The sequence below is a fragment of the Lentzea sp. JNUCC 0626 genome, from assembly GCF_043632865.1.
Classification (GTDB): Bacteria; Actinomycetota; Actinomycetes; order Mycobacteriales; family Pseudonocardiaceae; genus Lentzea.
Genome location: NZ_CP171635.1, coordinates 2,003,397 through 2,024,648 on the forward strand (window position 1 = coordinate 2,003,397; position 21,252 = coordinate 2,024,648).

At 68.5% G+C, this 21,252-nt stretch carries 28 protein-coding genes; 14 read left to right on the plus strand and 14 right to left on the minus strand.

Features of this window, described 5'->3' with window-relative positions; genetic code table 11:
• Window positions 1-2 precede the first annotated feature (2 nt).
• The 5 genes from JNUCC0626_RS08825 to JNUCC0626_RS08845 are packed head-to-tail and all read right to left on the minus strand — an operon-like array spanning window position 3 to window position 3,272.
• Window positions 3-413 (minus strand): YciI family protein, encoded by a 411-nt coding sequence (locus tag JNUCC0626_RS08825; RefSeq protein ID WP_394621997.1) that lies wholly within the window; start codon window positions 411-413, stop codon window positions 3-5.
• A gap of 5 nt (window positions 414-418) precedes the next feature.
• Complete coding sequence (locus JNUCC0626_RS08830) at window positions 419-817, minus strand: VOC family protein (RefSeq protein WP_394619184.1); 399 nt, start codon at window positions 815-817, stop codon at window positions 419-421.
• 44 nt (window positions 818-861) lie between these two features.
• Window positions 862-1,425 (minus strand): maleylpyruvate isomerase N-terminal domain-containing protein, encoded by a 564-nt coding sequence (locus JNUCC0626_RS08835; RefSeq protein WP_394619185.1) that lies wholly within the window; start codon window positions 1,423-1,425, stop codon window positions 862-864.
• Window positions 1,426-1,429: 4 nt separating this feature from the next.
• On the minus strand, window positions 1,430-2,101 hold the full coding sequence (locus JNUCC0626_RS08840) for an RraA family protein (RefSeq protein ID WP_394619186.1): 672 nt from the start codon (window positions 2,099-2,101) through the stop codon (window positions 1,430-1,432).
• A gap of 10 nt (window positions 2,102-2,111) precedes the next feature.
• Window positions 2,112-3,272 (minus strand): MFS transporter, encoded by a 1,161-nt coding sequence (locus JNUCC0626_RS08845; protein WP_394619187.1) that lies wholly within the window; start codon window positions 3,270-3,272, stop codon window positions 2,112-2,114.
• A gap of 74 nt (window positions 3,273-3,346) precedes the next feature.
• Here JNUCC0626_RS08845 and JNUCC0626_RS08850 point away from each other — a divergent pair, with 74 nt between their 5' ends.
• Together JNUCC0626_RS08850 and JNUCC0626_RS08855 are read left to right on the plus strand one after the other, a co-directional pair.
• Window positions 3,347-4,084, plus strand: a complete 738-nt coding sequence (locus tag JNUCC0626_RS08850; protein ID WP_394619188.1) for a DeoR/GlpR family DNA-binding transcription regulator — start codon at window positions 3,347-3,349, stop codon at window positions 4,082-4,084.
• On the plus strand, window positions 4,081-4,626 hold the full coding sequence (locus tag JNUCC0626_RS08855) for an HAD-IA family hydrolase (protein WP_394619189.1): 546 nt from the start codon (window positions 4,081-4,083) through the stop codon (window positions 4,624-4,626). The genes JNUCC0626_RS08850 and JNUCC0626_RS08855 overlap by 4 nt, the downstream gene beginning before the upstream one ends.
• Here the strand turns inward: JNUCC0626_RS08855 and JNUCC0626_RS08860 are convergent.
• On the minus strand, window positions 4,603-5,409 hold the full coding sequence (locus JNUCC0626_RS08860; RefSeq protein WP_394619190.1) for a helix-turn-helix transcriptional regulator: 807 nt from the start codon (window positions 5,407-5,409) through the stop codon (window positions 4,603-4,605). The genes JNUCC0626_RS08855 and JNUCC0626_RS08860 overlap by 24 nt on opposite strands.
• Window positions 5,410-5,511: 102 nt before the next feature.
• On the opposite strand from JNUCC0626_RS08860, the gene JNUCC0626_RS08865 reads away from it, so the two are divergent.
• Window positions 5,512-6,345, plus strand: coding sequence for an SDR family NAD(P)-dependent oxidoreductase (locus JNUCC0626_RS08865; protein ID WP_394619191.1), 834 nt, complete (start codon window positions 5,512-5,514; stop codon window positions 6,343-6,345).
• Here JNUCC0626_RS08865 and JNUCC0626_RS08870 read toward each other — a convergent pair.
• The 3 genes from JNUCC0626_RS08870 to JNUCC0626_RS08880 are packed head-to-tail and all read right to left on the minus strand — an operon-like array spanning window position 6,324 to window position 7,888.
• Complete coding sequence (locus tag JNUCC0626_RS08870) at window positions 6,324-6,860, minus strand: vitamin K epoxide reductase family protein (RefSeq protein ID WP_394619192.1); 537 nt, start codon at window positions 6,858-6,860, stop codon at window positions 6,324-6,326. The genes JNUCC0626_RS08865 and JNUCC0626_RS08870 overlap by 22 nt on opposite strands.
• Window positions 6,857-7,453 carry a DsbA family protein gene (locus JNUCC0626_RS08875; RefSeq protein ID WP_394619193.1) on the minus strand — a complete coding sequence of 199 codons (597 nt, stop codon included), beginning with the start codon at window positions 7,451-7,453 and terminating at the stop codon, window positions 6,857-6,859. The genes JNUCC0626_RS08870 and JNUCC0626_RS08875 overlap by 4 nt, the downstream gene beginning before the upstream one ends.
• A gap of 57 nt (window positions 7,454-7,510) precedes the next feature.
• The gene (locus JNUCC0626_RS08880) at window positions 7,511-7,888 is read right to left on the minus strand and encodes a hypothetical protein (protein WP_394619194.1); all 378 of its coding nucleotides are present in this window, start codon (window positions 7,886-7,888) and stop codon (window positions 7,511-7,513) included.
• Between the two features lie 39 nt (window positions 7,889-7,927).
• Here JNUCC0626_RS08880 and JNUCC0626_RS08885 point away from each other — a divergent pair, with 39 nt between their 5' ends.
• A complete protein-coding gene (locus tag JNUCC0626_RS08885) occupies window positions 7,928-8,695 on the plus strand; it encodes an NAD(P)-binding domain-containing protein (protein ID WP_394619195.1) in 768 nt (255 codons plus the stop codon).
• Here JNUCC0626_RS08885 and JNUCC0626_RS08890 read toward each other — a convergent pair.
• Both JNUCC0626_RS08890 and JNUCC0626_RS08895 read right to left on the minus strand, forming a co-directional pair.
• Window positions 8,692-10,107 carry a carboxylesterase/lipase family protein gene (locus JNUCC0626_RS08890; RefSeq protein ID WP_394621998.1) on the minus strand — a complete coding sequence of 472 codons (1,416 nt, stop codon included), beginning with the start codon at window positions 10,105-10,107 and terminating at the stop codon, window positions 8,692-8,694. The two genes, JNUCC0626_RS08885 and JNUCC0626_RS08890, sit on opposite strands and share 4 nt — an antisense overlap.
• 35 nt (window positions 10,108-10,142) lie before the next feature.
• The gene (locus tag JNUCC0626_RS08895) at window positions 10,143-10,709 is read right to left on the minus strand and encodes a TetR/AcrR family transcriptional regulator (RefSeq protein ID WP_394619196.1); all 567 of its coding nucleotides are present in this window, start codon (window positions 10,707-10,709) and stop codon (window positions 10,143-10,145) included.
• Between the two features lie 112 nt (window positions 10,710-10,821).
• On the opposite strand from JNUCC0626_RS08895, the gene JNUCC0626_RS08900 reads away from it, so the two are divergent.
• From JNUCC0626_RS08900 to JNUCC0626_RS08920, 5 genes are all read left to right on the plus strand, one after another.
• Complete coding sequence (locus tag JNUCC0626_RS08900) at window positions 10,822-11,103, plus strand: hypothetical protein (RefSeq protein WP_394619197.1); 282 nt, start codon at window positions 10,822-10,824, stop codon at window positions 11,101-11,103.
• A gap of 122 nt (window positions 11,104-11,225) precedes the next feature.
• Window positions 11,226-14,051, plus strand: a complete 2,826-nt coding sequence (locus JNUCC0626_RS08905) for a tetratricopeptide repeat protein (protein ID WP_394619198.1) — start codon at window positions 11,226-11,228, stop codon at window positions 14,049-14,051.
• A gap of 88 nt (window positions 14,052-14,139) precedes the next feature.
• Window positions 14,140-15,018 (plus strand): helix-turn-helix domain-containing protein, encoded by an 879-nt coding sequence (locus tag JNUCC0626_RS08910; RefSeq protein ID WP_394619199.1) that lies wholly within the window; start codon window positions 14,140-14,142, stop codon window positions 15,016-15,018.
• The gene (locus tag JNUCC0626_RS08915; protein ID WP_394619200.1) at window positions 14,981-15,139 is read left to right on the plus strand and encodes a DUF397 domain-containing protein; all 159 of its coding nucleotides are present in this window, start codon (window positions 14,981-14,983) and stop codon (window positions 15,137-15,139) included. The genes JNUCC0626_RS08910 and JNUCC0626_RS08915 overlap by 38 nt, the downstream gene beginning before the upstream one ends.
• Window positions 15,140-15,248: 109 nt before the next feature.
• The gene (locus tag JNUCC0626_RS08920) at window positions 15,249-15,425 is read left to right on the plus strand and encodes a hypothetical protein (protein ID WP_394619201.1); all 177 of its coding nucleotides are present in this window, start codon (window positions 15,249-15,251) and stop codon (window positions 15,423-15,425) included.
• 3 nt (window positions 15,426-15,428) lie between these two features.
• Here the strand turns inward: JNUCC0626_RS08920 and JNUCC0626_RS08925 are convergent, their stop codons facing one another.
• Complete coding sequence (locus JNUCC0626_RS08925) at window positions 15,429-15,920, minus strand: FBP domain-containing protein (RefSeq protein ID WP_394619202.1); 492 nt, start codon at window positions 15,918-15,920, stop codon at window positions 15,429-15,431.
• 67 nt (window positions 15,921-15,987) lie between these two features.
• Here JNUCC0626_RS08925 and JNUCC0626_RS08930 point away from each other — a divergent pair, with 67 nt between their 5' ends.
• From JNUCC0626_RS08930 to JNUCC0626_RS08940, 3 genes are read left to right on the plus strand one after another with little or no spacing between them, the layout of a single operon-like run.
• On the plus strand, window positions 15,988-16,557 hold the full coding sequence (locus JNUCC0626_RS08930; protein ID WP_394619203.1) for a TetR/AcrR family transcriptional regulator: 570 nt from the start codon (window positions 15,988-15,990) through the stop codon (window positions 16,555-16,557).
• Between the two features lie 42 nt (window positions 16,558-16,599).
• Window positions 16,600-17,196 carry a hypothetical protein gene (locus tag JNUCC0626_RS08935; RefSeq protein WP_394619204.1) on the plus strand — a complete coding sequence of 199 codons (597 nt, stop codon included), beginning with the start codon at window positions 16,600-16,602 and terminating at the stop codon, window positions 17,194-17,196.
• 55 nt (window positions 17,197-17,251) lie between these two features.
• Window positions 17,252-17,425, plus strand: coding sequence for a hypothetical protein (locus JNUCC0626_RS08940; protein WP_394619205.1), 174 nt, complete (start codon window positions 17,252-17,254; stop codon window positions 17,423-17,425).
• Here the strand turns inward: JNUCC0626_RS08940 and JNUCC0626_RS08945 are convergent.
• Window positions 17,422-17,787 carry a VOC family protein gene (locus JNUCC0626_RS08945; protein WP_394619206.1) on the minus strand — a complete coding sequence of 122 codons (366 nt, stop codon included), beginning with the start codon at window positions 17,785-17,787 and terminating at the stop codon, window positions 17,422-17,424. The two genes, JNUCC0626_RS08940 and JNUCC0626_RS08945, sit on opposite strands and share 4 nt — an antisense overlap.
• Before the next feature lie 63 nt (window positions 17,788-17,850).
• Between JNUCC0626_RS08945 and JNUCC0626_RS08950 the strand changes: the two genes are divergently transcribed.
• Complete coding sequence (locus JNUCC0626_RS08950) at window positions 17,851-18,777, plus strand: helix-turn-helix transcriptional regulator (protein WP_394619207.1); 927 nt, start codon at window positions 17,851-17,853, stop codon at window positions 18,775-18,777.
• An 18-nt stretch (window positions 18,778-18,795) separates the two neighbouring features.
• Window positions 18,796-19,548, plus strand: coding sequence for a M15 family metallopeptidase (locus JNUCC0626_RS08955; protein WP_394619208.1), 753 nt, complete (start codon window positions 18,796-18,798; stop codon window positions 19,546-19,548).
• Between the two features lie 26 nt (window positions 19,549-19,574).
• Here JNUCC0626_RS08955 and JNUCC0626_RS08960 read toward each other — a convergent pair whose 3' ends face one another.
• Window positions 19,575-20,825, minus strand: a complete 1,251-nt coding sequence (locus JNUCC0626_RS08960) for a hypothetical protein (RefSeq protein ID WP_394619209.1) — start codon at window positions 20,823-20,825, stop codon at window positions 19,575-19,577.
• Window positions 20,826-21,252: the final 427 nt, after the last annotated feature.

The following is a 21,252-nucleotide window of genomic DNA, read 5'->3' on the forward strand; positions in this document are numbered from 1 at the left end:
ACCTACTTCTGGTACGGCGCCAAGGTTTCCGGGTCCACGTCCGGCGCCGACATGATCGGGTGCACCTCGATCGGCTGGTTCAGCACCGTCCCACCTGGCCCGGGACAGGCCGACGCCCTCTGCGCGATCTCCAGCAACCGCTCCTGGCTGGCGACGTCGACCACCCAGTACCCGGCGATCACTTCCTTGGACTCCGCGAACGGTCCGTCGACCACCACCGGCCCGGACTCACCGCCCCGCACCACGAACGCCCGCGCCGGACCGCTCAACCCCTCGGACTGCAGCAGCTCACCGGACGCGCGCAGTTCGGCGTCCAGGTCGCGCATGTAGCCGATCATGCGGTGCATGTCCTCGTCGGACCACGCGGCGAGCCCCTCCCAGTCCTCCTGGTTGCCGCCGTAGCTGACCAGCATGTACTTCACTTCCACTCCCCACCGGTAGCGCGAGCCTTGATCTCCTGCACGGCCCAGCTGTTGCCGTCCGGGTCGTCGAAGAAGATGAACGACCCTCCGTCCGCCTCGTTCATCCGCACGATCTCGCCCACCTCGACGCCCCGCTCGACCAGCTGCGCGCGGGCCTTCTCCAGGTCGGAGACGACGAGTTGGACGCCCTTCAACGTGCCCGGCTCGCCCTTGACGATGCCCTTGCCCAGGACGATCGAGCAGCCGGAGCCGGGCGGGGTGAGCTGCAGGACGCGGGTGTCCTCGTTGAACGTCGTGTCGTGGTCGACGGTGAAGCCGAGCTGCTCGGCGTAGAACCGCTTCGAGCGGTCCAGGTCCGACACCGGCACGACGACGACTTCCAGGGTCCAGTCCATGATGTGGTTCCTTCCAGCGGCCTTTGCACACCCGTCGAACCAGGTCAGAGGTTTTTCGACATGGGGTCCCGACCCACATACCCGAGCAGCCGGTCCTGCAACGAAGCGTCTTGAGCAACCGGTACCTCGGGCCCGTAGACCTCGATGCCCGGCCCGAACGCGCCGGGCGTGCGGAACCGTTCCATCAGCTCAGCCGGTACCGACACCGCCGCGGCCCAGAGCCGTTCGACGTCGGTGGCCGGGATCGTCTCGTCCTGGCCGGTGGCGCGGGCTAGGTCCCAGCCGTGCAGCACCAGGTCGTCGCTCACCACTTGGTCGACGTGGTCCTCCAGCGGCATCGGACCGGCGGGCGTGCTGACCTCCTCGGCACCCCGCGACACCAAGGCTTCCTCGACCATGCGGCGGGCCGTGCGGAAGTCGGTGAGCGGGTCCTCGGTGCGGGGGATCGGCTGGCCGACCATCACGCCGTGCATGTCGATGACGTGGTCGACGACCTCCAACGCCGTCCACCGCGCACACGGCGAAGGGTTGTCCCACTGATGGGACAACACCGCCGCGACCTTCGCCTCGAAGGCGTCAGCCCGGGCCCGGTACCGCTCCGCGATCATGGTCTCACTCCTCGACGGCGCCACCGATGCGGCGCAGGTGCTCGCGGAAGGTGACCCCGCTCGCGAGGTACTCGCCGAACCGCAGCTGGCCGCGCAGGGACTCACCCTGCCGCACCCGGTCCGCCTGCGCTCGTTCGACGTCACGAATGCCGCGCGCCTTCTCCAGCAACGCCTCGACGTCGGCGGCCGGAACGAACAGCACCCCGTCGTCGTCACCGAACACGACGTCGTCGGAGGTGACGGTCCACTGGTCGACCTCGGCCGTCGACAACGCCTCGGGCGCCCGGTCGCGCAACGACAGCGGGCCGGTCGGGTTCGCGCCGAGACTGAACACCGGCAGGCCGATCGCGCGGATGTCCTGCGTGTCGCGGTGCAGCCCCCAGATCACCACGCCCGCGAGCCCGGCGGCCTGCGCTTCGAGGACGATCAGGTCGCCCACGCACGCCTCGTCGCGGCGGCCTTCGTTGTCGACGACCAGCACGTCGCCGGGTTGGGAGCGTTCGAGCGCCTCCAGGAAGATGTCGACGCTGCCGGCGTGCCGGGCGGGCAGCACCCGGCCGCCCGTCTTCCAGCCCGCGACGACGGGGGAGACGACGGCCGTGCGGACCGGCACGCCGGACCGGATGCAGGCGTCGGCGAGGTGCGCGGTGGTCAGATCCAGTTCGGCAAGATCCATGCGGACATTCTTACGCCGAGACCTTCTCCTCGGTGTGCTCGGTCCTCAACACGTTCGCCGACAGAGCCGCGACCAAGCAGAACACCACCGGCAGCAGGAACGCGTAGTTCAACGGCATGACGTGCGTGAGCCAGCCGATCACCGCCGGACCGGCGAGAATGCCCAGGTAGCCGAGCCCCGCGACGCGAGAGACGTTGGCCGCCGCCGCGCCCGGTTCGTGATGTCCCGCCGCACTGAACAACTGCGGCACCGTGCCCGAGAGGCCGATGCCGGCGATCGCCCAGCCGACCAGCGCGAGCCAGATCCACGGGGACAGCGCGGCGGTCGCGATGCCGACCGCGCCGATCACCGAACCCCAGCGCAGCACCGGTACCGAGCCGATCTTGGCGGTGACCCGGTCCGCGAGCAGCCGGCCGACGGTCATCGTCGTGGCGAACGCGCCGTACGCGAAGGCGGCGAGCTGCGGCGACGCACCGAGGATGTCCTGCAGGTGCAGCACGCTCCAGTCGTTGGCGGCGCCCTCGCTCAGCATCACCAGCGCCGCGAGCACGGCCATGATCCAGATCTTGCGCGGCACCTTGCGCTTCGCGGTCTCAGCGGAAGCGTGCTGCTCTTCCTTCTCGTTGAGCAGCAACCGGCCCGTGGCGAGGCTGACGACGATGCCCAGCACACCGGCGGCGGTGAGCGTGACGGCGGGGGAGAGTTCCCAGCTCAACGTCCGTGCGCCGGTCAACGCCGCCGCGACACCGCCCAGCGACCACGTGGCGTGGAACGCCGACATCACCGGACGCTTGTAGTGCCGTTCGACGACCACGGCGTGGGCGTTCATGGTGACGTCCATCAGGCCGTTGCCGACGCCGAAGAGGAGTAGTGCCGCACCGAGCGTCCACTGGTTCACGGCGAACCCAGGCAGTGCGGCCGTGATGCTGCACAGCACACCCGAGAGCGGCACGATGAACTTGACGCCCAGCCGGTCGGTGATCTTGCCGCCGATCCGCATGCCGATGAACGCGCCCAACCCGAGCAACAGCAGCAACCGGCCGAGCTCGGCGTGCGTGATGCCCGTGCGGTCCTCGACCGTGGGGATGTGCACGAGCCACAAGCCGAGCAGGAACCCGTTGAGCCCGAAGTACGTGAAGGTGGCCACCCGCGCGGCCTTGAGAGCGCTCACACATCGCACACTAATGAACATGCGGCGTGTTTGAAAGCTTGTGTTTCGAACACCACTGATGTTCAATCCGAGCCGTGTCCCGACTCAAGCAGATCACCGAGGCCGTCCGCGACGCCGGCGCGCTCGGTGTGGCGGACCTGGCGACGCTCACCGGCGCGTCCGAGATGACCATCCGCCGCGACCTGGAGGTGCTCGCCGCCCAGGGCGTCCTCGAACGATACAGAGGCGGCGCCAGAAGTCTGCTCCTGCGCGGCGAGGAACCCCCGTTCGCGCTGCGCTCGGACGAGAACACGGACGCCAAGCGCCGCATCGCCCAGGCCGTCGCCGCGCTGATCGCCGACGGCGAGTCGGTTGTTCTCGACAGCGGAACAACGTGCCTCGAGGTGGCCCGTCTGCTGCACGACCGGCGTCTGACCGTCATGCCGCTGTCGCTGCACTCCGTCAACGCGCTCTCGTCGTCGTCGACCATCACGCTGCTCGTCCCCGGCGGCCGTCCAAGGCCGGGCGAACTCGCCCTGACCGGACCGTTGACGCTCGCCTCGCTGCAGGCGCTGCGCTTCGACACCGCCGTGATCGGCTGCTGCGGCCTGTCCGCCGAGCACGGCCTGACCGCCTTCGACCTGGAAGACGCCTCCGTGAAACGCACCGCCATCGCCTCGGCCCGACGGGTGATCGCCGCCGTCGACGCCTCCAAGCTCACCCGCACCGCCCTGGCCCACGTCGCCCCGGCGTCCGCGCTGCACGCCGTGGTCACCGACGCGGACGGCGACGACGGCCTGACCGCCGCGGGCGTCACGGTGGTGACGGCATGATCGTGCTGTTCGACATGTTCGGCGTCATCGCGCGCGACCAGTCACCCGAGGTCATGGCGGAGATGTCCGCCGACCAGGACTTCTGGGACGCCTACTGGGCACACCGTCCCGCCTACGACCGTGGCGACGTCACGGCCGATGAGTACTGGGCACGCGTGGGCCACCCACCACTCGTGGAGCAGGACGTCGCCAGCTGGAGCCGCGTCGACTACGAGATGGTCGCGCTGCTGCACGAACTGCACAACGCGGGCCAGCGCATCGCGTTGCTCTCCAACATCCCCGAGGACCACGCGCAGAACTTCGAACGCGCCCACGCGTGGCTCGACCTGTTCGAGGTGCGCGCGTTCTCGTGCCGCATCGGCCACGCCAAACCGGACCGCGCCGCCTTCGAGTGGTGCCGCGACCGGCTCAACGACGACGACATCCTGTTCGTCGACGACCGCGTGGAGAACGTCCAAGCCGCCGAACTCGTGGGCATGCGCGGCCACCACTTCACCGGCATCGACGGCCTGCGCGCCCTACTCGGCACCGACCATCCCTAGCAACGCCAACCGCTCCGCCGTCGCGGTGCCGACGGCGGGGGAGAACAACGCGAGCAACTGGAACCGGTCCTCGTCCAGCAACGCCGTGCAGTCGAACTCCAGCAACCCCACCGACGGGTGCAAGATCCGCTTGCGCCGGTTGCGCATCACCCCGACCTCGTGCAGCCGCCACAACGCCGCGAACTCGGGACTCTCCCGCATCAACCGGTCGATCAACTCCCGGGCGTCGACCCCACGCCCGGCCGCCGCCCGCAGGTCCGCGACCAGCGCCTGCGACTCGGCCGCGTGGTCGGCGACCGGGTACCCGGCCCGCGTCGACGGATCGGTGAACCACCGGTACACCACCGACTCCTGCCCGGTGAGGTCGCCGAACACCGCGCGCGCCAGGTCGTTCTGCACCAGCGTCACACCGAGATCGGTCATCACCTGCGCCGGCACGTCGTAGAGCCGGTCGAGCACCCCGAGCAGACTCGGCGCCACGTGGTCGTCGCGCCGCCGACGGTCCGGCGCCGGGTGCCCGGCCAGCCGGAACAGGTGGTCACGCTCGTCCAGCGACAGCCGCAACGCCCTGGTGATCGCCTTCAGTACCCCAGGCGACGGCTGCGGCGCGCGGTCCTGCTCCATCCGCGTGTAGTAGTCCGTGGAGATGTCGGCCAGCCGCGCGACCTCCTCGCGCCGCAACCCCGGCGTCCGCCGCCGCCCGTTCCCGGTCAGCCCGACGTCCTTCGGATCGAGCGCCTCCCTGCGCACCCGCAGGAAGTCCGCCAGCTGCTTCGTGTTCACACCACCGAGTCTGCGCCACCGCGCACGACCCAGCCAGAGATCGCGAATCCCTGGGTAGACCGACTCTGCCTACCCCTCCCGAACAGCGAAAAGCTCGTGGACATGAAGACCTGGTTTCTCACCGGAGCGTCCCGCGGCCTCGGCGCCGTCTGGACCAACGCCATCCTCGCCCGCGGCGACCGGCTCGCCGCCGCGGCCCGCGACACCACCGAACTCGAGCCGTTGGCCGAGCAGTACGGCGAGCGCTTCCTGCCGATCAAGCTCGACGTCAGCGACGCCGAGGCCGTCCGCGCGGCCGTCAAGACCGTCGAAGCCACGTTCGGCGGCATCGACGTGCTCGTCAACAACGCGGGCCACATGCTGACCGCCGCCGTCGAAGAAGCCACCGACGACCAGATCAGGGCCCAGATGGAGGTCAACTACCTCGGTGCCCTCTGGACCACCCGCGCCGTCCTGCCCGGTATGCGCGCCCGCCGTTCCGGCCGGATCCTGCAGGTCTCGTCCCTCGGCGGCCTGCTCGCCTACCCAGCGCTCGGGATCTACCAGGCCTCGAAGTGGGCGCTGGAGGCAGTGAGCGAGTCGCTGGCCGCCGAGGTCGCCGCGTACGGCATCCACGTCACGTTGATCGAGCCGGTGATGTTCCCGACCACCCTGATGACGCAGTCCCCTCAGTCCGCCAAGGACCCGGCCTACGCGCACGCCCACGAGGCGCTGTACGCGGGCGCGGCCTCCAGCGGTTTCAGCCCCGGCAACCCGGCGACCACCGCCGACGCCCTGTTCGCGCTGGTGGACGCCCCCGAGCCGCCGATCCGCGCGTTGTTCGGGACCGGCGGCCTGGAGGCGGTGCGCACCGAGTACGCGGGCCGCCTCGCGAGCCTGGAGAACTGGGACCACGTCGCCCGGCTCGCCCAGGGTCACACGAGCGACGACCAGTAGAACCAGAACGCTTGCAACACTCCGGCCGTGATCACCAGGTACCACAGGATCAGCACGACGCTGTGGAACTGGAACTGCGGCCGGATGTTGCGCAGCGTCGTGTACCAGAAGATCGGGATCGTCACGGCCCACACGACCATGCAGTACGGGCACAGCGCCTTGATCTCGTACAGCGACTGCACGATCAGCCAGTGCACGAACAGCACGGCGAACGTGGCCCCGACCTGCAGCCCGATCCACACCCACGACGGCAGCTCGACGCCGGCGAGCAGCAGCACCCCGAGCGTCGTCACCACCGCGAAGCCCACGACGCCGATCAGCGGGTTCGGGAACCCGAACACCTCGGCCTGCGCGGTCTTCATGATCGAACCGCAGCTCAGCACCGGGTTGATGCTGCACGTCGGCACGTAGAACGGGTCCTTGAGCAGCGCGATCTTCTCGATCGTCAGCACGAAGGAGGCGCCGAGGCCGATCGCTCCGCCGACCGCCAGCACCCACGCGACGATCCGGTTCACGAAAGCTCCTTCTCGATCGCCTTCTTCAGCGCGTCGTACGAGGGGGCGCCGGTGAACTTGGTGCCGTTGATGAAGAACGTGGGCGTGCCGGTCACGCCGGCCTTGCTGCCCTCGTCCCGCGAAGCCAGCACGCGCGTGCGCAACGCCGAGTCGTCCAGCGCCTTCTCGAACGCGGCCTGGTCGAGCCCGAGCTGCTCCGCGAACAACCTGAACGCCGCCCGCTGCGACGTCTGCTGCCCGCCCCACTGCGGCTGCGCCTCGAACATCACCTTGATCATCTCGTCCCGCTTGCCCTGCGCGCCCGCTGCCTCGACCGCGACCGCGGCGAGTTCGGCGTTGCGGTGCATGGGGATCGGGAAGTGCCGCACGTCGAACGTCACGCGGTCGCCGTACTCACCCTTCAGCTTCTCCACGCCGGGGTAAGCGGCGCGGCACGATGGGCACTCCATGTCGAGGTACTCGACGACGGTCACCCTGCCGTCGGCGGACTGCGGTGCCGCGGTGGTGTCGGTGCGGCTGAACAGGAAGAACCCGGCGACCACCACCGCCACCACGGCGACGATGATCAACGACAGACGAGCGTTCTTGGACATGACAAAACCTCCACGAGGTACGCGAAAGAGACCGAGGAACCGCGGAACGGGTTCGGTCTAGGCGCGCAACACGCAGAGCTGGGCGAGCCGCACTTCCAGGCGGCGCGACGGGGGAGAGAGCATCGAGGGCAGGCGCAGCGCGAGCGTCCGGAACGACCCGGACCGGCGCAGCACCGCGAACCCGATCAGCACGGCGAGCGCCACCACCAGGCACGCCCCCGCGACGAGGATGCCGTCGAGCATCGACGAGCCGGCGTCCACGTCGTCCACTACGAACGCGATCGAACTCGTCGCCGACGTCGGACACTGCGCGGTCCAGGCGAACTCGGTCTCGCACGGCGTGCCCTGCATCATCGCGACCCCGGCGACCAACGCGAGCACGGCGAACACCCGCGCGAAGTACGCACGGGTTCGCGAGCTGCGGGTGCCAGGCACGTGATCCAGAGTAGCGACCCGCGGCCTACGCTGGCGCGGGTGGGCACATTGCAACGCGTCGGCGTGATCGGTGTCGGAGAGATCGGCAAGGCCGTGGTCGAGGGCCTGCGGCACGACGGCGACCCGACCCCCGAGATCCACCTCTCACCTCGCGGCGCGTCCGCTGACCTGGCCGAACGCTACGAGGCCGTGCACCTGTGCACCGACAACCAGCAGGTCGTGGACCGCTCCGACCTGGTCCTGATCGCGGTGCGCGGCCCCGACCGCCACTCACTCGCCGGACTCCACATCCCCGGCGACAAGATCGTCGTCAACGTCATGGCGGGCATCTCCAATGACGACCTGCGGTCCATCCTGGACACTCAGGCGTCGCTCGTCCGCGCCATCCCGTTGCCCGCCGTGCGCGAACGCATGTCCGTCACCGTCGTGCACCCCTCCGACCCGGTCGTGAACGCGATGTTCGACATCCTCGGGGGAGCGATGCCGGTGGCCGACGAGGCCGCCTTCGACGTATTCTCGGCCCTGACCGGCACCCTGACCAGCCACTACGCGTTCCTCGTCACGCTCGCCGAGTGGGCGTCGAGCCACGGCATCGCCCCCGACGACGCCGACCGCTACGTCCGCGGCCTCTTCCAGAACGTCGGCCGCTCGCTGGGCGACGAGACCCGGACGTTGCCCGGCCTCGCCGCCGACCACGAAACCCCGAACGGCAGCAACGAACGCATCCGCACCACCTGGTTCGCCCCGACCGCCGACGGCCTGAGGGAGTCGCTCGACGCCCTGCTGACCGACCTGCGCCGCCCCTAACCCCAGAACGCGAGCTTGTGCTCGTCCGCGAAGTCCACCGGCCCGATCGCGCCCGGCGCCAGCGACTGCACGTACTGCCCCTCGTCGAACCGTGCCCAGCCCGGGTTCCCGGTGCGGGCGAAGTCCGTCCACGCCTTGATCATGTAGTCGGACAGCCCGCGGTCCTTCGTGAAGTCCCCGTCAGGGAACAAGTACTCGATGTCCGCCGAGTGCCTCGCATCCCGGTCCGCGAACTCAAACGCGTAGACGGGCGCCTTCTTCGCGTACAACGTGTTCTGCCGGAACGTCGCCCGCGCCCACACCCGATCCGTCAGCAACGCCGCCCAAGCCTGCTTCGGCGAGGCATACGCACTGACCGGGTACTCACGTTCGATCTCCGCCGCCCGATCCGGAAACGCCTCCCGCACCAGCCGCGAGTAGTCCTCGCCGGTCATCTCCTCGGGCCGGAACAACTCCACGAAGCTGGTGTGCTCGTCCCGCGTAGACCCAGCCAGGATCGGCACGTCCGCGAACTCCCCGGCTTCCAGCGACTCACCCGGCAACTTCGGCAACAGCTCACCGCCATAGCCCACCGGCTGGAAGATGTTCATGATCTGCGGGTAGTCCAGCAGTTTCTCCACCGGAAGCTGCCGCAGACACTCGACGTCGGCACACCCCAGCTCCTCGCCGATCATCTTCCCGATCTCCTGGATCTCCGGCACCGCCCGCCACGCGAGCGACGGCAACGCCTCCAGATCCGGGAACCAGGCCCCCTTCGGCACGTCCACGAGCGTGAACGAACTGTGCATGATCGCCTTGTGGAACAAGGCCTTCTGCCCGATCAGATGCGCGCCCACAGCCGTGGCCCCGAACGACACCCCGAACAACGTCACGTTCCCGGGATCCCCACCGAACGCGCCGATGTTGCGTTGCACCCACTCCAACGCCGCCCGCTGATCCAACAACCCGAACTCGCCTGAATGCTCCAGCCCAGGCAACCCGAACCCACCGAACACCCCCATCCGGTAGTTGAACGTCACCACGACGACATCCCCTTGCCGCGCAAGGCGTTCCGCGTCGAAGTAGTGCCCGGCCCCGATCGCCCCGTCCCCGTGCACCCACACCAACACGGGCTTGCTCCCGCTGGTGGACGACGTGGTGACGTTGGCAAAGAGACAGTCTTCTTCAACCGACTTGGTCTCGGAGTAACTAGACCCCACCTGCGGACACGGACTACCGAGCTTAGTCGCCTCCCGCACCCCGCTCCACTGCGCGGCCCTGACCGGCGGCTTCCACCTCTCAGGCTTTGCCGCGTACGGCACCCCCTGAAACCGCAGATGCCCGTCCCGCTGCTCACCCCGAACCTGCCCGGTGTCGAGCTCAACCACGTCCGACGACACAGCGACCCCCGCCCCACATCCACTGACCAGCACCAACGCGGCTAACAACAACGTCCCCCAACGCATGCCTACCCTCCCGTCATCAGCTCGACGGCCGCGATCAACTCCCTCTCGCAGACGTCGAGATCAAGTGCCCCGGACCGCAACACGACGCCGTTGCGCATGGCGAGCACGAACACCGCCATCACCTCCGGGTCGAACACGCGGAACTCACCGGCCTCCTGCCCCCTGCGCAAGAAACCGGCGAGCTCCACGTGATCGGCATCGGCGATGCCCCCGTCCGTCACCGCCGAGTGGGCACGAATCCGCAGGAACGCCACCATGTCGTCCCGGTGCTCCCGCAAAAAGGCGACGTTGGCGCTCATGAACGCCCGCAACTCCTCCTTGGCGGACCCCTGGCCCATCCGAGCGCTCACAAACCCTTGGAACCGCTCCAAGATGTCCGCGAACACCATGTCCACAAGCTCCTGCTTGTTCCTGAAGTGGTACGAGATCAACCCGGTACTGCTCAGCCCGGCCCGAGCCGCGATGGCCTTGAACGACGTCTCCGCGTAGTCCAACTCCGCCACGGTCGCAATCGCCGCCTTCACGATCTGCGCCCGCCGAGCCTGCTCAGTAACCGACTTTGCTCGCACAAGCAAAACGTAGCACGCCCGAGCAAACTCGCGCTCATTCGGGTGGAAACACCTTGACCCGAACGCACGATCTCAAGTAGGTAGCTCTCACATCGCAGCAAGGGGAGTAGCCGTGGCTCAGGGTTCCGCCACCCGCCGAGTGATCGCACCGACGATCGCCATGGCGGTAGTGCTGTCCGGCACCGCAATCACGATCAACCTGGCCACGGGTTGGATGAACAACCTCTGGGCCTGGCTGGGCGTAGTCCTCCTGACCGCCGCCACGGCCGCCGTGTCCTACTGGCTCTACAAGGCCCAGGACCAGGCGCAGCCAGCCTCCGTCGAACGCTCGGTGACCGGCGACGTCTCCAACAGCACCGTGATCATCGGCGACGGGAACCAGGTCCAACGGTGATCGACCGCTCGATCCTCGGCTCGGTCGACCACAGCCAGGTGGTGATCGGCGACCACAACACCTTGAACGTCACGGCGGACCGCCCACCGATCAAGGTGCGCTCACCGCTGCGCCGATCGGCTGTGGCGCACCTGCTGTTCGGCACTCCCACCGACCACCGCGCCACCGACCGCCCACTGACGTGGCTTCGCCCCGACGCCGGCGTCGTGCCAGTCCGGCACCGCCCGGAAGACGAAGACCTGCTCACGTGGTGCACGGGCGCGTCCCCACTGCAGGTCCGTCTGCTCTGCGGACGCGGCGGCCAGGGCAAGACGACCACCGCACGTCAACTGATCAAGGCCCTGCGCGCCCGCAGGCACATCGCGGGCTTTCTGGACCTGAACGGCGCAGACGGCACCGAATCCGACCCGGCCCGCCGCCGCTGGGCCGAAATCGAAGCCGCCCTCACCAGCGGCCCAGCTCGCCGCGCGGGGACCCTGCTGGTCGTCGACTACGCGGAGAACGAGCTGGTTTCCCTGCGCCGCCTTCTTGGCCTGATTCGCACGGCGCCGACGACCCGTCTGCTGCTCCTGAGCCGCGACGAAGGCAACTGGTGGCCAGAACTCCTGACCGACCCCACTTGGTCAAGCCTGATCGACGCCGAACCGACCCGCCTCGACTCGCTGACCACGCACCTCCCCTCGGCCGAAGTCCACGCGGACGCAGTCCAACGTTTCGCCGATCGACTGCCCACATCCGTGCCGCCGGAGGAGACGGTGCCGGAATTCGCCACCACCCTCGACCTCTACGCCGACGCACTCCTGCGAGTCCTCGACGCCGCGGCGGTGGGGCGCGGCGAACAGCCGATCCGCAGCGCGGGCAGCGACCCGATCACCGACCTGCTGGCCCATGAGTCCCGCCATGTGAAGTCCATGCTCGTCGACCACCGGATCGAGATGCCCGCGCATGACCGCGACCTGGTCCTCGCAGCCCCGTTCCTGGTGCCCGCGCCTGCCCTCGACGACGCGGTGCGCCTGCTGCGCACGCTGAACCTCGAAGGCGGCCACGACGACGCGTGGTTCCGCAGCACAGCCAAGGTCCTCGGCAAGCTCTACCCCGGTGACCAAGCGGTGTGGGCAGCCCCGCACCCCGACCGCCTGCCGGACACCCACCTGCTGGGCCTGGCCGAACGAGCGGCCTCGGACGCCGACTGGGTCGGCGTAGTTTCCCGCCTGTGCGCCACGGATGACCGAGAACTGGCAGAGCACATCTCGAAGGTGCTGCTGCGGTGCCTGTCCACACCCGGCGCGGCAGGCAGGTTCAAGGCCGGGGTCAGGCGTCTCGTGGCCACCGCGGACTGCCTGGTCCGCACCCACCCCAAGGGATACCTGCTGCCGATCCTCCTGCTGAGTCCCGGCCGGTTCACAGACGCCATCGGTGCCGCGCTCGGCGATCCCGAGGCATTGCCGACGGCTGATCTTGAGGCCGTCGACGACGTGCTCCTGGGGCTCGGCTTCTCCACCAGCCGGGCCGCCGACGTCGTCCTGATCTCCCAGCGCCTCGTGCAGGACACCGAACCGAAGTCGGACGCGGACCACGTCGCTGTACACCGGCACGCCAGGTCATTGACGGTGTTCGGCATCCGGTTGGCGGAGGTCGGACAGCGTGACCAGGCCGTCGAGCCGTCTCAACGTGCCGTCGACCTTCATCGGCAACTGGCCGACGACAACCCTGGCCTCTACTTGCCAGACCTCGCGATCTCGCTCAACAACCTCGCCGTCCGGCTCGGCGCCGTCGGCCGGCACGAGCAAGCGCTGGTCCCCAGTCGTCAGGCCGTGGACATCCGGGAACAGCTCGCGAGGACCGATCCCGACTCCTATCTCCCGAAACTCGCCGAATCGCTCAACACCTTCGCTGGCTTGTCAGCAGAACTCGGACAGCGCGAGGAGGCACTGACCTCCGCTCATCGCGCTGTCCAGATCCGGGAGCGGCTGGCTGCCGCAGCCCCTGATCTCCACCTACCGGACCTGGCCCGCTCGCTCACCGGGATCTCCCACCACCTGTCGGAGACAGGGCTGCGCGAGCAGGCGCTCCGCCCATCAGAGCGGTCCGCCGAGATCTGGCAGGGACTTGCCGAGGCGAACCCGGACGCCTACCTGCCCAACCTCGCCACAGCTCTCAACACCCTGTCCATCCACCTGGCGGCGGTCGGGCACATCGACGAGGCGCTGGAAACCGCGAAGCGTGGTGTCGACATCAGGGAGAGCCTCACCGAAGCGAACGCCGACGTCCACCTTCCACACCTCGCCATGGCGCTCACCAACCTGTCCAGTCGGATGTCGGAAGCAGGATTGCACGAGGAGTCGCTCGAACCTGCCCTGCGGGCAGTCGACGTCTTCGAACACCTTGCCGATGCCAACGCCGATGCTCATCTGCACCACTTGGCCGGATCACTCAGCAACCTCGCGATGCAACTGGGGGCGGCAGGGCGTGATGAGGAGTCGCTCGATCCTGCGCTAAGAGCCGTGAAGCTCTATGTGCAACTCGTCGACAGGAATCTGGACGCTCATCTGCCCAACCTTGAAATCGCGCTCAGAAACATGTGCTTCTACTTGGAAGTGGCCGGACATGGTGAGATCGCGCGGGAACTTCTCCATGTCCTTGAACTGGTCGGCGAAGAGCCCGCCGCTCTCAATGTGTACTCGCACCTCGCTTCCCGCTGCCTAGTCGCCGACTCAAGAGATCACCTGATCGTGACCTCCCCGGAGATCGAAGCGGTCGGGCGTGTCCTGGAGATCCTCCAGGAGCTCGGTTCCGGGGCGGAGATGAGCCGCGAAGATCGGAAAAGAGCCGTTGCTTTGCTTCACGATCTCTCCGAGACCTGTCCTCCGGACCTCCGCCCACAACTCCGCGAGTTCGCGGACCATCTCGGCGAGTTGATTGACGGGCCTGACCAGGATTCGGACTGACTTTGGAGAAGTTCCAAAACGCATGCTTTCAGGTTGACCTCCGGCGAATGGGTGGAGCCAAACGGAACGGTGGCCCTACCGTTCCCGCATGCCATTGCGGAGATCAACGGTGCGCGGCCGTGAGTTCGGGGACGCCCTCCGCGCGTTGCTGCGGGCGGCCGGTCTCACCAACCGCGAAGCCGCCATCGTGCTGGGTTGGCAGGAGGCCAAGGTCTCCGAGCTGATCAACGGCAAGGAAGGCGTCAGCGACGTCGAACTCGCACAGTTGCTCGGGCTGTTGCGGACGCCGCCTGCCGAGTTCGCGCATTTGATGGCGTTGCATCGGGAGACGCACCAGCGTGACTGGTTGCAGCCTGCCAAGTCCGGCATCACGGACCGGGCTCGCACCCTTCGCGAGCACGAGAAGATCGCGTCCAGTGTCACTGGCTGGTCCATGAACGTCGTGCACGGATTGCTTCAGGTCCCCGACTACACCCGGCATCTCGCCATCGCGAAACCAGTGCCCGCCGACGAGATCAACCCGCTCGTCGCGAACCGTGGCACGCGGCAGAGTGCCGTTCTCGACGGCTATCGGGCTGTCACGATCTTCATGCACGAGCAGGCGTTGCGGTTGCCGGTGGGAAGCCCCGAGATCATGGCGGAACAGTTGCACCACCTGTTGCGCGTGTCGGTGAGGCCGTACCTGACACTTCGCCTGATGTCGACGGCGTTCGGGCCGCACGCGGGGCTCGCTGGTGACTTCGATCTGCTGAAGTTCAAGAAGATCCCGCCACTCGTCTACGTGGAGAGCGAAGGGGCTAACGTCTTCCTCGAAGATCAGCCTTCCGTCGCGCTCTACGACACCGTGGTCGAATCACTCTCTCGGACGGCGTTGGACGAGGCGCAATCGAGGAAGCTGATCACCGACATCATCGGTGAGGGGTTGCGCTATGACCAGGTGGCGGAAGAGCAGCTACAGCGCGAGTGACGGCAACTGCGTGGAGGTCGGCCGCGGAGTTGGCATGAGGGACAGCAAGTCCCCGGCCGTGGAACTACCGGTCACCGCTCGCCAGTGGGCGTCGTTGCTTCGCCTGGTCAAGGCGGGCTGACAATTTTCTGTCGCTTGTCATTCGCACCCGTTCGGTGATTTGCCGCCCGTGATCGGCGTCACAGGTGCATGCTTGAGTCCGACGACCTCAGAGCCGAGGACTGATGATCATGACGAGTGCGACCGCGGGCTCCCGCCACGACTGGGAGTCGGACCTGGAGCGCTACCGGACCAGGGCGGTTCAGGTGCTCGACACGCACCTGCCCGCCACCACCGGCTGCACCGAGTGCGGCGACCCCTGGCCGTGTGCCAGGGCGTGCACCGCGGAGTTGGTCCTCGAGCTCTGACACCTACGAGTTCACCCGGCTCAGGAACGCGCTGATGCCGGCCGTCATGCGTTCGACCTGTTCGTCGAGCGACAACGACTCCTTGAACCGCGAACCCGGTCCCGCGCTCTTCTTGCCGCGCAGGTAGAGCGAGCACGCCAGGTCGGCGCACACGTAGACGCCGACCGTGTTGCCGAGCTGCCCCGACTTGCCGGCCTTGCGCGCGGACATGAGCGACACGCCGTCGCCGGAGTGCGTGGTCAGGCACCACGTGCACATCGTCTTGCGCGCCCTCCCGGCCTGCGCGGCTCGCCGCAGCGCGATGCCGGTGAGCGTGCCGTCGAGGTCCATGACGAGGTACGAGCGGTCGGGTGCGGCCGGGTCGGTCCAGCCGAGGAAGTCGAGCGAGTCCCACGGGCGTTCGCCCAAATCCTTGGGTACGTGCATGCGCTTCGCCTCGCCCTTGGTGGAATTGACGAAGGACGCGCGGATGTCGTGTTCGGTCAGCGGCTTCATGACCAGGAACGCTAGGCTTACCTAGAGGTCCTAGGCAAATCATTAAGCCCCCTAGGAAGGGTGACGGATGGCACGTGCGGGGCTTTCGGCCGACCGCCTCACGGAGGCAGCGGCGGTCCTGGCGGACGAGGTCGGCTTCGAGAACGTCACGGTGTCCGCCCTGGCGCGGCACTTCGGCGTGAAGGACGCCTCCCTCTACTCGCACATCCGCAACGCCCAGGACCTGCGCGTACGCCTCGCGGTGCTGGCCCTGTCGGAACTGGCCGACAAGGCATCGGCCGCCATCGCGGGCCGGTCGGGCAAGGACGCGTTGGTGGCGTTCGCCGGCGCCTACCGCAGCTACGCGCACGAACACCCCGGCCGCTACACCGCGACGCAGATGGCGCTGGACCCGGACACGGCCGCGACCGGTCCGTCCGAACGGCACGCCGACCTGACCCGCGCGGTCCTGCGCGGCTACCGGCTGTGGGAGCCGGACGAGACCGACGCCGTCCGCTTCCTGCACAGCACGCTGCACGGGTACGTGTCGCTGGAACGAGCGGGCGCGTTCCACAGCCATCCGCGCGGCGTCGAGGCGTCATGGCTGCGTGCGCTCGACGCGCTGGACTCGTTGCTGAGCGCCTGGCCTGCGGGTTAGGCTCCCGGCCATGATCGACAGAATCGAGTCCTGCGTCCGCGCATGAGCGGATCCCTCTACGACCACGCGGTCGCACTCCACCGCCGGTTCCCCGACGGGCCACTGCCCAGGGACGGCGCCCCTTATCCCGACGAGGAACGCCAGCGCGCCCGTCCGCCTCGGCCACGGCACAGCCCCCGTCGCGTCGGCGCCGACACCGCCGCGGTCCTCGACAACTACTTCTCCTCTCCGCAGCGGCGGATCGAGTGGCTGGCCGAGACGTTGTCCGAGGTCGGGGCACCGAACCGGCTCAACGGGCACGTCACCGCCGCGGCACTGCGCGCGAACAGGTGGCAGGTACGCCGAGCAGGACGCTGGCTGGTGCGGTACGGCGAGGACCGCGCGGTGGTCGCCGCCGGTCTGGGCCTGCTCGCGAGCGACAACCACGACGGTGACATCCCGCTGCTGCGCACGATCGGACTGCTGTCCGACGCGTTCGCCCCGCTCGTCTCCGACGCCCTGCTGCGCCGCAAGAGCGGGACCGTGGCCCTGACCTGGCTCGCCGACCACACGGCCGGGTGGGGCCGGGTGTACGTGGTCGAGGCGCTGTGCCACCGTCGCACACCTGCACGCGGCGCTGACCTGCGAAGAAGTCGATGAGGAGATCATCGACCACACCGGTCGACTGCTGGGCGTCCTCACCTACGCCGGCGGGATGGGCATGGACCTGTGGGGCTATCCCGCCGCGGTTCCGGTGGTCGAGGCGTACGCCCGGCACGTCGCGCGGCTGCCCGAGACCGAAGGCCGCCGCGCCCTGCGCACTTACCTGGCCGACACACTGCGCGAGAAACCGTTGCCCGGCCTCGACCCGTCCGTGCTCCTCGCCTAGGCGGGCCGCTTGAAGAAGTTGACCAGGTTGCCGTCGGGGTCGCGGACCAGCAACGACCGGTTGCCCCACGGCATCGTCGTGGGCTCCTGGACGACCTCGACGCCGGACAGGTTCCGGTGCACGCCGTCCACGTCGTCGACGAGGAACTCGATGATGACGCTGCGGTTGGCCTCCGGCTCGGCGCTGCCCGCGGCGAACATCGCGACGGTGCGGGTGCTGCCGATCGCGAGGGTGGCGGCGGGCAGCTTGAGCTCGGCGAAGTCATCAGTGGCCCACTCGGCGGGGGTGCCGGTGGCGCGTTCGTAGAAGGCGGCGAGGCGGGCGACGTCGGTGGTGATGATGCGGATCGATGCGAAGTTCATGGCACGAACGCTAGGAGCTATACCGGGCAGAATCCGCCCGGTATTTCCGGGATACTTCGTGATGTGACCCGGCCGATAGCTCGTGTGCTCTCGCTCTTGGAGCTGCTCCAATCCGGCGGTGTCCGGACGGTCGCCGAGCTCGCCTCGCGGCTGGAGGTGGACGAGCGGACCGTGCGCCGGTACGTCGGGCACCTGCTCGACCTCGACGTTCCGGTCGAGTCGGTGCGCGGGCGGCACGGCGGGTATCGGCTCGTCGCCGGGTACCGGATGCCGCCGTTGATGCTGAGCGACGACGAGGCGTTGGCGGTGCTGGTAGCGCTGGCACCCGTGACAGGGACAGCGAGCGAGACGGCGGCCGCGAAGATCCGCCGGGTGTTGCCCGCGCGGCTCGGTGGACGGCTCGACGACCTGATGGGCGCGCTGGCGTTCACCTCGCCCGGTACGAACGCGGCACCCGAGGCGGCGGTGCTGCTCGCGCTCGCCGACGCGGTGACGCACCACCGGCCGGTGTCGATCCGCTACCCCTCCGGCGAACGGGCGTTGCACGCGCACGGACTCGTCGCGCACGCCGGGAAGTGGTACGTGACGGGCGTCGATCCCGCGCTGGGCGAGGAGCGGACGTTCCGGCTGGACCGGATCGCCTCCGTGCGGACGTTGCCGGGGTCGTTCGAGCCGCCCGAGGCGTTCGATCCGGCCGAGCGCCTGCTGGCCGGGTTCGCCACCGCGCCGCACCGGCACGAGGTGACGCTGCGGATCCGGGGGAGCGTCGAGCAGATCCGCGCGCGGCTGCCGGCGAGCGTCGCGGTGGTGGAGCCGGGCGCGGACGGGTGGCCGCACGTGGAGCTGCGGGTGGAACGGCTCGACTGGCTGCCGGGGGTGCTCGCGGCGCTCGACCTGCCGTTCGTGATCGAGAGGCCTGACGAGCTGCGTGACCTGGTCCTGGGGCTGGCCGAACGGCTGGGTCGATCAGCACAGTCGATCAGCCCGTGAACTGCTTGGATGAGGTGCATGCGAGCACTGCTGCTCTCCCTGCTGCTGACCGTCTCCGTCACCCTCCCCGCGCACGCCACCAGCGGTTTCGTCGTCCTGAGCGACGTCGACCCGACCATCCGGCACGACATCCGCTACTACACCGCGCACAACTTCGTCGGCACTCGGATCGATGGCTACCGCGCGCCCCTGTGCGTCCTCACGAAACAGGCGGCGAAGGCGCTGCGCACCGTTCAGCGCGACCTGCTCAAGCAGGGCTACACGCTCAAGGTCTACGACTGCTACCGACCGCAACGCGCCGTCGACCACTTCGTGCGGTGGGCCCGGGACCTCGCCGACCAGCGGATGAAGACCGAGTTCTACCCGCGGGTCGACAAGACGAGGTTGTTCCAGGACGGGTACATCGCGGAGAAGTCGGGGCACAGCCGCGGCTCCACGCTCGACCTGACCGTCGTGCGCCTGCCGGCCCGCCACCAGCGGCCGTACGTGCCGGGCGAGCGGCTGGTGAACTGCGACGCGCCGAACCGGTTTCCGGACAACACCGTCGACATGGCGACCGGCTACGACTGCTTCGACACGCTCTCGCACACCGACGACCCGCGCGTCACCGGGCAGGCCCGGGCGAACCGGCAGCTGCTGAAGTCGGCGATGGCGCGGGCCGGGTTCCGCAACCTGCCCGAGGAGTGGTGGCACTTCACGTTGAACGACGAGCCTTTCCCGGACACCTACTTCGACTTCCCGGTCTCGCGGTCGGCTGTTCCGCGCGCCTGACCCGGTAGTTCGCACCGGGCCGTGGTCTACGGCCCGGTGCGGATCAGGTCGACCACGTCGTCCTGCTTTTCCGGCGCGTCCACGCGGTCCTCACCACCAGGCACCTCGAGGGTGTGGACGTCGGCGGGGTCGCCGGGCAGCTCGGGCTTGTTGGCCGGACCTTCGGTCGTGAGCTCCGCCATCAGCGGCTGCACCACCTGCATCGCCACGACGTGCTGTTCCAGCACACCTTCCAGCACCTCTCCGGGTGGCACGACGCCGTCGTACACGATGGAGCGGTACGGCCCCATGGTGTCGTCGCGATCGGGTGCGTCTCCGTACCGGCTGAGCAGGTACGTGCGCAGGAAGACGGCGAGGAACCGCTCCTCGGGGGCGGTGCGCGACAGCCCGGTGACCGGCTGGTCGAGCAGGTTGTAGACCGTGGCGCCGATGGCGAAGTCGGCGTCGCGCAGCCACAGCACCGGGTCGACGTCGCCGCCCGCGGTGACCGCGTCGAGACAGGCCACGACCAGCGCGAGCTGGTTCGAGGTGATGGCGTGGTCCGCGGTCTCGCGCGTGAGAACCGCCTTCACCTCCTCCAGTTCTGCGGCCAGCTTCTCCGTGGTCCTGCGCAGCTCGTGTTCGACGGTCGTGCGGTCGCGCCGCTCCTGGGTCGCGATGATGCGGATCAGCAGGCGTTCGCAGTCGCGCCGGTGCTCGTTGTCCGCCCGCACCTCCTGCAGCTCGCGCTGGGAGAAGATCACGGTCGTCTCGTGGGTCTCCCGGAACTGGCGGAAGCTCTCCTCCAGCTCGGCCTTCTCCCTGGCCAGCATGTCCGCCCGGATCCTGTCGGTAGGCGCCTCGCTGCTGTCCGCGTACGGCAGCGGCGCGCCCTCGGGCGTCTCGACCGGGCCCTCGTAGCCGGGCGGCAGGTAGCGCTGCGACGCGAGCCAGAGCCCGGCCAGCCGCGGGTGCGCTGAGGCGTCCTGACCGCAGGCCGCGAGCACGTAGGTGATGAAGTCCCAGGCCGGGGGCTCCTTGGCCGGCCTGCCGACCCGTTTGCTCGCCGCCTTCATAGCGGCGTCGAACGCCTTCGTGTTCTCGTGGTCACCCCTGATGCACTGCGGCGCGTCGACGGCGCCCATGTGAGCCAGCAGGAAGCCTGTCAGCGACCCGTACCGAGCGGTGATGAGGCCTGCCAGCTCTAACGCCAGCGCCGCCGCGAACGGGTCGAGACCCGTGTACTCGCTGACCGAAGTGGGCAGTGTGCGCCCACCGCGACTGGGGCCAGGCTTCATGAATTCCTCTGCAGGGTGTCGGGGACCGGAGATTCGAAGGAAAGGCCGGACGCGCCGCCGTGGGGATATCGGGGAAACCCTGGCGATTCGTTCCGTGCACTGTCTCAAGTGTCTCGTTTGGGCCTTGCTCTGGGTACAAGTTTTTCGAATGCCACCTGTTCGTGTGAATTGTTCCGGCGTGTCACAACCTCGGGCCGCGAAGTTCCGCACGCCGGACAACCTCGCCGCGACCACCCAAGCCGATCACTTCGCGGGTGAGGCCCTGAACTGCCGTTATGTGCGCACTGAGCAAGTTCCACGGCGGGAACAACCCGGTGTTCGGCCGCACTGATGACCTGGAATGACCGCCCGCTGCTCTGAGCGGACCGTTCATCGAAGAGAAATTTCTTGGAGCCGAATCAAGCCGATCACCGCTGCGATAGTGGGG

Excerpts from the sequence above, each read along its gene's own strand:
- JNUCC0626_RS08830 (WP_394619184.1), bottom strand. The coding sequence starts at position 817 with ATGGACTGGACCCTGGAAGTCGTCGTCGTGCCGGTGTCGGACCTGGAC.
- JNUCC0626_RS08915 (WP_394619200.1), top strand. The coding sequence starts at position 14,981 with ATGACCAGGTGGCGGAAGAGCAGCTACAGCGCGAGTGACGGCAACTGC.
- JNUCC0626_RS08930 (WP_394619203.1), top strand. The coding sequence starts at position 15,988 with ATGGCACGTGCGGGGCTTTCGGCCGACCGCCTCACGGAGGCAGCGGCG.
- JNUCC0626_RS08955 (WP_394619208.1), top strand. The coding sequence starts at position 18,796 with ATGCGAGCACTGCTGCTCTCCCTGCTGCTGACCGTCTCCGTCACCCTC.
- JNUCC0626_RS08920 (WP_394619201.1), top strand. The coding sequence starts at position 15,249 with ATGACGAGTGCGACCGCGGGCTCCCGCCACGACTGGGAGTCGGACCTG.
- JNUCC0626_RS08935 (WP_394619204.1), top strand. The coding sequence starts at position 16,600 with ATGAGCGGATCCCTCTACGACCACGCGGTCGCACTCCACCGCCGGTTC.
- JNUCC0626_RS08855 (WP_394619189.1), top strand. The coding sequence starts at position 4,081 with ATGATCGTGCTGTTCGACATGTTCGGCGTCATCGCGCGCGACCAGTCA.
- JNUCC0626_RS08840 (WP_394619186.1), bottom strand. The coding sequence starts at position 2,101 with ATGGATCTTGCCGAACTGGATCTGACCACCGCGCACCTCGCCGACGCC.
- JNUCC0626_RS08940 (WP_394619205.1), top strand. The coding sequence starts at position 17,252 with ATGGGCATGGACCTGTGGGGCTATCCCGCCGCGGTTCCGGTGGTCGAG.
- JNUCC0626_RS08925 (WP_394619202.1), bottom strand. The coding sequence starts at position 15,920 with ATGAAGCCGCTGACCGAACACGACATCCGCGCGTCCTTCGTCAATTCC.
- JNUCC0626_RS08835 (WP_394619185.1), bottom strand. The coding sequence starts at position 1,425 with ATGATCGCGGAGCGGTACCGGGCCCGGGCTGACGCCTTCGAGGCGAAG.
- JNUCC0626_RS08960 (WP_394619209.1), bottom strand. The coding sequence starts at position 20,825 with ATGAAGCCTGGCCCCAGTCGCGGTGGGCGCACACTGCCCACTTCGGTC.
- JNUCC0626_RS08865 (WP_394619191.1), top strand. The coding sequence starts at position 5,512 with ATGAAGACCTGGTTTCTCACCGGAGCGTCCCGCGGCCTCGGCGCCGTC.
- JNUCC0626_RS08910 (WP_394619199.1), top strand. The coding sequence starts at position 14,140 with ATGCCATTGCGGAGATCAACGGTGCGCGGCCGTGAGTTCGGGGACGCC.
- JNUCC0626_RS08945 (WP_394619206.1), bottom strand. The coding sequence starts at position 17,787 with ATGAACTTCGCATCGATCCGCATCATCACCACCGACGTCGCCCGCCTC.
- JNUCC0626_RS08875 (WP_394619193.1), bottom strand. The coding sequence starts at position 7,453 with ATGTCCAAGAACGCTCGTCTGTCGTTGATCATCGTCGCCGTGGTGGCG.
- JNUCC0626_RS08825 (WP_394621997.1), bottom strand. The coding sequence starts at position 413 with ATGCTGGTCAGCTACGGCGGCAACCAGGAGGACTGGGAGGGGCTCGCC.